The organism is Moorena bouillonii PNG (assembly GCF_001942495.1).
Taxonomy (GTDB): domain Bacteria; phylum Cyanobacteriota; class Cyanobacteriia; order Cyanobacteriales; family Coleofasciculaceae; genus Moorena; species Moorena bouillonii.
Genome location: NZ_MKZS01000001.1, coordinates 1,342,316 through 1,347,987, shown reverse-complemented (window position 1 = coordinate 1,347,987; position 5,672 = coordinate 1,342,316). Strand labels below are relative to the sequence as shown.

At 43.2% G+C, this 5,672-nt stretch carries 6 protein-coding genes; 2 read left to right on the top strand and 4 right to left on the bottom strand.

Translation table 11 applies throughout. From position 1 onward, the window contains the following. From BJP37_RS05550 to BJP37_RS05540, 3 genes are all read right to left on the bottom strand, one after another. The coding region (locus tag BJP37_RS05550) for an RpnC/YadD family protein (RefSeq protein WP_075897115.1) at window positions 1-656 on the bottom strand (656 nt) is incomplete at its 3' end. Between the two features lie 207 nt (window positions 657-863). Beyond that, complete coding sequence (locus BJP37_RS05545) at window positions 864-1,703, bottom strand: DUF4351 domain-containing protein (protein ID WP_075897113.1); 840 nt, start codon at window positions 1,701-1,703, stop codon at window positions 864-866. A 207-nt stretch (window positions 1,704-1,910) separates the two neighbouring features. Next, the gene (locus BJP37_RS05540; protein ID WP_229415213.1) at window positions 1,911-2,696 is read right to left on the bottom strand and encodes a DUF4351 domain-containing protein; all 786 of its coding nucleotides are present in this window, start codon (window positions 2,694-2,696) and stop codon (window positions 1,911-1,913) included. Between the two features lie 49 nt (window positions 2,697-2,745). Here BJP37_RS05540 and BJP37_RS43300 point away from each other — a divergent pair, with 49 nt between their 5' ends. Next, window positions 2,746-2,868, top strand: coding sequence for a hypothetical protein (locus BJP37_RS43300; RefSeq protein ID WP_269086954.1), 123 nt, complete (start codon window positions 2,746-2,748; stop codon window positions 2,866-2,868). A gap of 58 nt (window positions 2,869-2,926) precedes the next feature. Here BJP37_RS43300 and BJP37_RS05535 read toward each other — a convergent pair whose 3' ends face one another. Further along, window positions 2,927-3,913, bottom strand: a complete 987-nt coding sequence (locus BJP37_RS05535; RefSeq protein WP_075897109.1) for an Rpn family recombination-promoting nuclease/putative transposase — start codon at window positions 3,911-3,913, stop codon at window positions 2,927-2,929. Between the two features lie 175 nt (window positions 3,914-4,088). On the opposite strand from BJP37_RS05535, the gene BJP37_RS05530 reads away from it, so the two are divergent. Beyond that, window positions 4,089-5,579 (top strand): RecQ family ATP-dependent DNA helicase, encoded by a 1,491-nt coding sequence (locus BJP37_RS05530; RefSeq protein ID WP_075897107.1) that lies wholly within the window; start codon window positions 4,089-4,091, stop codon window positions 5,577-5,579. Window positions 5,580-5,672: the final 93 nt, after the last annotated feature.

The following is a 5,672-nucleotide window of genomic DNA, read 5'->3' as shown; positions in this document are numbered from 1 at the left end:
TGCTGGAGTCCCTTTTGGACTCCCTTTTGGATAATATCTTGATAGGTGACTGATTCTTCCATAATTTCCTCCCTCAATAATCGACGGACTAACTCTTTATCAAACCGCAAACCAGCCAGCACATCCACACAAGCTGCTAGGTTTCCCCGTAATGGTTTTTCTTCAATTCTATCCACTTCGGCAACCACTTGCTCTAACAATCGATTAGGGTTATTGCTCCTAGCTAGAGTTGCCAAGGGTAACAGAGCTCGATTGGCTAACAGTGGTTGAGGGTCTTGCTCCCACAGACGAATTATTCGATAACGGTGCCAGGTATTAGTATCCCTAAACTCGTTATTGAATACCAGATCTGAGGTCGTAGATTTTAGGAAAATCACGACCTGGTCAATGGGACATCGGTATTTACGTTGTAATCTGACCCAATAGTCTAACATCCGAAATGGTAGTGGTGGCTCGGATTGGGGTAGGGTTTGAAATTCTAGGTGCAGAATTTGGTTAGTACTTTGCAGTAGACTCAGAGCATCAGCTTGAATTGGTTCAGCACTTAATTCGGTTTTAAGTACCTGAATATCGCGAGGTTCTTCACCCAATAGCCAATGAAAAAACTCCGATGGGTATTCTTCGGCTAAGTATTTACAGATATTATCGTAAGCCAAGGCAAATTGTTCAAAGTTAACACTATCTCAGATAGTGTAGTGAATCTGAACTAGAAAATTGATCGCACCTGGATCTTGTTTATGGAGTCAAGTTATGCTACCCGAGCAATTCTGATTGAGATAAGATCTAAAAAAGACCTGATTAGATCAGGTCTTTTCAAAATCATCTTCCCACCAAAAATCCTGGTGAACACTCACAGTTAAATCTCAGCAGTTATCCAACCAAACCGCTAAATCCGTTGCGGTATTAAAATCCAACAACGCTTCACTCAATTCCTCTAATCGAGTAATGGATAATCCCTCAATCTGTTGTTGGAGCACAGGGTCAAGTAAACCTAACCTCAGGGTTAGCAAACGCATCACAATTAATACTGCTTCCTCCTGCTTTCCTCGCTGGAGTCCCTTTTGGACTCCCTTTTGGATAATATCTTGATAGGTAACTGATTCTTCCATAACTTCCTCCCTCAACAATCGACGGACTAAATCTTTGTCAAACCGTAAACCAGCCAGTACATCCACACAGGCCGCTAGGTTTCCCCGTAATGGTTTTTCTTCAATTCTATCCACTTGGGCAACCACTTGCTCTAACAATCGATTAGGGCTATTACTCCTAGCTAAAGTTGCCAAGGGTAACAGAGCTCGATTGGCTAACAGTGGTTGAGGGTCTTGCTCCCACAGACGAATTATTCGATAACGGTGCCAGGTATTAGTATCCCTAAACTCGTTATTGAATACTAGATCTGAGGTCGTAGATTTTAGGAAAATCACGACCTGGTCAATGGGACATCGGTATTTACGTTGTAATCTGACCCAATAGTCTAACATCCGAAATGGTAGTGGTGGCTCGGATTGGGGTAGGGTTTGAAATTCTAGGTGCAGAATTTGGTTAGTACTTTGCAGTAGACTCAGAGCATCAGCTTGAATTGGTTCAGCACTTAATTCGGTTTTAAGTACCTGAATATCGCGAGGTTCTTCACCCAATAGCCAATGAAAAAACTCCGATGGGTATTCTTCGGCTAAGTATTTACAGATATTATCGTAAGCCAAGGCAAATTGTTCAAAGTTAATACTATCTCAGACAGTGTAGTGAATCTGAGCTAAAAAAGTGATCGCACCTGGATCTTGTTTATGGAGTCAAGCTATGCTACCGGAGCAATTCTGATTGAGATAAGATCTAAAAAAGACCTGATCTAATCAGGTCTTATCAAAATCATCTTCCCACCAAAAATCCTGGTGAACACTAACAGTTCAATGTTAGCCGTGCTCCAACCAAACCGCTAAATCTGTTGCTGTGTTAAAATCCAACAACGCTTCACTCAATTCCTCCAATCGAGTAATCGATAATCCCTCAATCTGCTGTTGGAGCACAGGGTCAAGTAAACCTAACCTCAGGGTTAGCTGACGTATCACAAGCAATAGGGCTTCCTCCTGCTTTCCTCGGTCGATTCCCTGCTGGAGTCCCTTTTGGACTCCCTTTTGGATAATATCTTGATAGGTGACTGATTCTTCCATAATTTCCTCCCTCAATAATCGACGAACTAAACCTTGATCAAACCGTAAACCAGCCAGTACATCCACACAAGCTGCTAGGTTTCCCCGTAATGGTTTTTCTTCAATTTTATCCACTTGGGCAACCACTTGCTCTAACAATCGATTAGGGCTATTACTCCTGGCTAAAGTGGCCAAGGGTAACAGCGCTCGATTGGCTAACAGCGGTAATGGGTCTTGCTCCCACAAGCGAATTACTCGATAACGGTGCCAGGTGTTAGTATGCCTAAACTCGTTAGTAAATACCAGATCTGAGGTCGTAGATTTTAGGAAAATCACGACCTGGTCAATGGGACATCGGTATTTACGTTGTAATCTGACCCAATAGTCTAACATCCGAAATGGTAGTGGTGGCTCGGATTGGGGTAGGGTTTGAAATTCTAGGTGCAGAATTTGGTTAGTACTTTGCAGTAGACTCAGAGCATCAGCGTGAATTGGTTCAGCACTTAATTCGGTTTTAAGTACCTGAATATCGCGAGGTTCTTCACCCAATAGCCAATGAAAAAACTCCGATGGGTATTCTTCGGCTAAGTATTTAGCGATGCAGCGCGGTCTTGGGGGTTTCCCCCATGAGCGACTGCATCAAGACACAGATATTATCGTAAGCCAAGGCAAATTGTTCAAAGTTAACACTATCTCAGATAGTGTAGTGAATCTGAACTAGAAAATTGATCGCACCTGGATCTTGTTTATTGAGTCAAGTTATGATACATTACTAGCTTTTAATTAGAGTTCTGTTGGAGCCAGTTGAGTAAGTCTTCCCTGGTCTGGAAATCCCAGATGGCTTCTGATAAACGGTCTAGGTCTTGATTCGTCAAAGCTTCGATTAATGCCATGATATTACTGCTTAGTTTGCCAAAACGGCGCTCAAGCTGTCGCAATATTACCCTTTTTTCCCCTTGTACTCGTCCCTGTATTATTCCCTGTTCTATTCCCTGTATTATTCCCTGTTCTATTCCCTGTATTATTCCCTGTTCTATTCCTTCCCGTTGAGCTAGACTCAATGCACCTCGCGTGTCCTCCAAGACCATCTCCTGCTTGCGGAGTTTTTCCAATTCTGACACACTCAACCCCGCTTGATTCGCTATAGTTAAGGCTTTTTCTAGCTGTGGGATTTCCCTGAGATTGTCAGGAATAATTTCTAAGCTGGGTGCTTCTTTGATAAAATATATCCACTTATCTATCACACTTTCTAACTCTTCCAGCTGCTTAGTGAATTTGGGAAGTTCCACAAACACCATCGCTAATTCATTTTCCTGATAAGGCAAGTGCTCTTCTTTTTCTTGAAAGTAAAAACAGCTAATTACTTTTTCGGTTGATGGGAATAACTTAAAATCCGTGATGGTTAACGCAATGACTGGATTGAGATCGAAATATCCCTGTCCCGATTTTAGTTGATTCCCATAGGTTTTGCACAAGTTATACACCACTCGCTTCTCGAAAGCCTCTACATTCCAGATTTGCATTTCAATCAGCACAGTTGTTCGATCCTCTAATACTGCCTTAACATCGAGATAAACATCCACATAAGTGTCTTCTAACTCCACTACATCCCCGGCACTATAGGGGTCAAGGATTTCTAAATCCTGGATTACCGACTCCCCGGAGTAGATCATGGCATTGAGGAAGGAAATCAGAATATCCTTACTTTGATCTGAGCCAAAGATTTTCTTGAAAGCAAAGTCAGTTTTGGGACTAATGAATCTCATGGTTTTCGCAGTTTATGAGCTAGAGTGGTTAGTCAATGTCTTTACTAAGAAATTTTACGGACATCGTTTCAGTAATCATCCTAGCAAAATCCGTTGATATTCTGGTGTATAACCGGTCAGCATTTCTCTAAGCTTAAAAGGAATCAACGGAAGAAATCAACGGGAGTCAAGCAGGATGATTGTTCAAAATACTAGCAATACTACTAATCAATCCAGTAATCATCAATGGGATGATGTTCGTGCAGCGTTGAAACGATTCTGGGGCTACGAGGATTTTCGACCTCCCCAAGGTGAGATTATTCGGATGATTTTAGAACAACGGGATGCTTTAATTGTTTTGCCTACTGGTGGTGGTAAGTCGATTTGTTTTCAACTACCAGCTTTACTACAAACTGGATTAACATTAGTGATTTCTCCACTGGTAGCATTGATGGAAAATCAGGTGCAGGAATTGCGCGATCGCAAATTACCTGCTGCTCTGTTACATAGTGAATTACCTCGCTCCCAACGGCAACAAACCCTTCAAGCTCTAGAAAAGCAGCAACTGCGATTGCTCTACTTATCCCCAGAAACCCTACTCAGTGCAGCAGTGTGGAAACGATTGTGTCAGCCACAGCTTCAGATTAATGGATTGATTTTAGATGAAGCCCATTGTTTGGTTCAATGGGGTGATACCTTTAGACCTGCTTATCGCCGTTTGGGTGCAGTAAGACCAGCACTGCTTAAGTGTAAGCCCAAGGGAACAAAAATTGCGATCGCATCCTTTACTGCTACCGCTGACCCCAAGGCTCAACAAACCATCCGCAAAGTCTTGCAACTGCGACAACCTCAAACATTTTTAATTAGCCCCTATCGAGACAATCTTAACCTCCAGGTCCAAACCGTCTGGACTCCCAAAGGACGTCGCCAACGAGTATTGACCTATATTAAAGCCAGACCTAAACAAGCTGGGTTAGTCTATGTCCGTTCCCGAAAAGATAGTGAAGTGTTAGCGCAATGGTTTACTTCCTTGGGGTATTCCACCGCAGCTTACCACGCTGGCTTGGGTGCTCAGGAGCGTCGGAAAATTGAAGCCAGCTGGATTAGTGGTCAGACCCAATTTGTGGTATGTACCTGTGCCTTTGGCATGGGGATTAATAAGCCAGATGTACGCTGGGTCGTGCATTTCCAAGCACCTTTACTCTTATCGGAATATATTCAGGAAGTAGGTCGTGGGGGCAGGGATGGTAAACCAGCGGATGCTTTGACCTTAGTCAGTGAACCAACGGGATGGTTAAATCCAGAGGATAAGCAACGACAAGAGTTTTTTGCCCATCAAATGCGATCGCAATACCAACAGGCTCAACAGTTAGCAAAGCAATTACCAGCCCAGGGAGAAGTAGCCAAAGTAGCGAAAGAGTTTCCCAATGGTGCCATAGCCTTAGCACTCCTCGACAGTGCTGGTCAACTAGAATGGATTGATCCATTCCATTACCGGCAACACCGGTCTAGAAAATCTTCCTCCCTGGCACAGGTTAGTACTATCCAACAGCAAGCCCAGTCTCAGATGAATCAATACCTGAAAACTCGCCAGTGTCGTTGGCAATTTTTACTACAGGCATTTGGTTTTACTCAAGAAGCGGTTGGCTTTAGATGCGATCGCTGTGATAATTGTTTATCCCATTGATCAATTGGATTAGCTACTTCGTCTTAGGTTTTAGGTTTTAGGGAGTAGGGAGTCGGGAGTCGGGAGTCGGGAGTCGGGAGTCGGGAGTCGGGA